Origin of the sequence: uncultured Polaribacter sp. (genome assembly GCF_947501385.1) — a bacterium.
Lineage (GTDB): Bacteria > Bacteroidota > Bacteroidia > Flavobacteriales > Flavobacteriaceae > Polaribacter.
Map to the genome: position 1 here is coordinate 1 of NZ_CANMVP010000091.1, position 353 is coordinate 353.

The 353-nt window shown below is 35.4% G+C and carries 1 pseudogene; it reads left to right on the plus strand.

Annotation, left to right across the window (positions count from 1 at the left end):
* Window positions 1-353, plus strand: a pseudogene (locus Q0998_RS19305) (integrase); the annotation flags it as partial.

Sequence of the window (353 nt, forward strand, 5' to 3'; positions counted from 1 at the left end):
AGTTTTGTTATCAATGGCAAAGCTAAAAGTACGTTAACCAACTATCTGCGCTGTCTCTCTCACTTAGCACTGTATTATAAATGCAGTCCAGAACTTCTCAATGAAGCGCAAATAAATGATTATTTCTACCATTGTCAAAACTTACACAATACCCCTTCAGAGAGTTTTTTCAAACACACCGTTTATGGACTTCGTGCTGCTTATAAAGTTTTGGGAATGGATAAGAAACGTATTGCACTTCCTCAAATAAAAAGACAAAACGATCTCCCTATAGTTTTAAGCAAACCAGAAGTTAGAGCACTGTTAAAAGCTCCTAAATATCTCAAACATCGTTTGATTTTAGCAATGCTCTA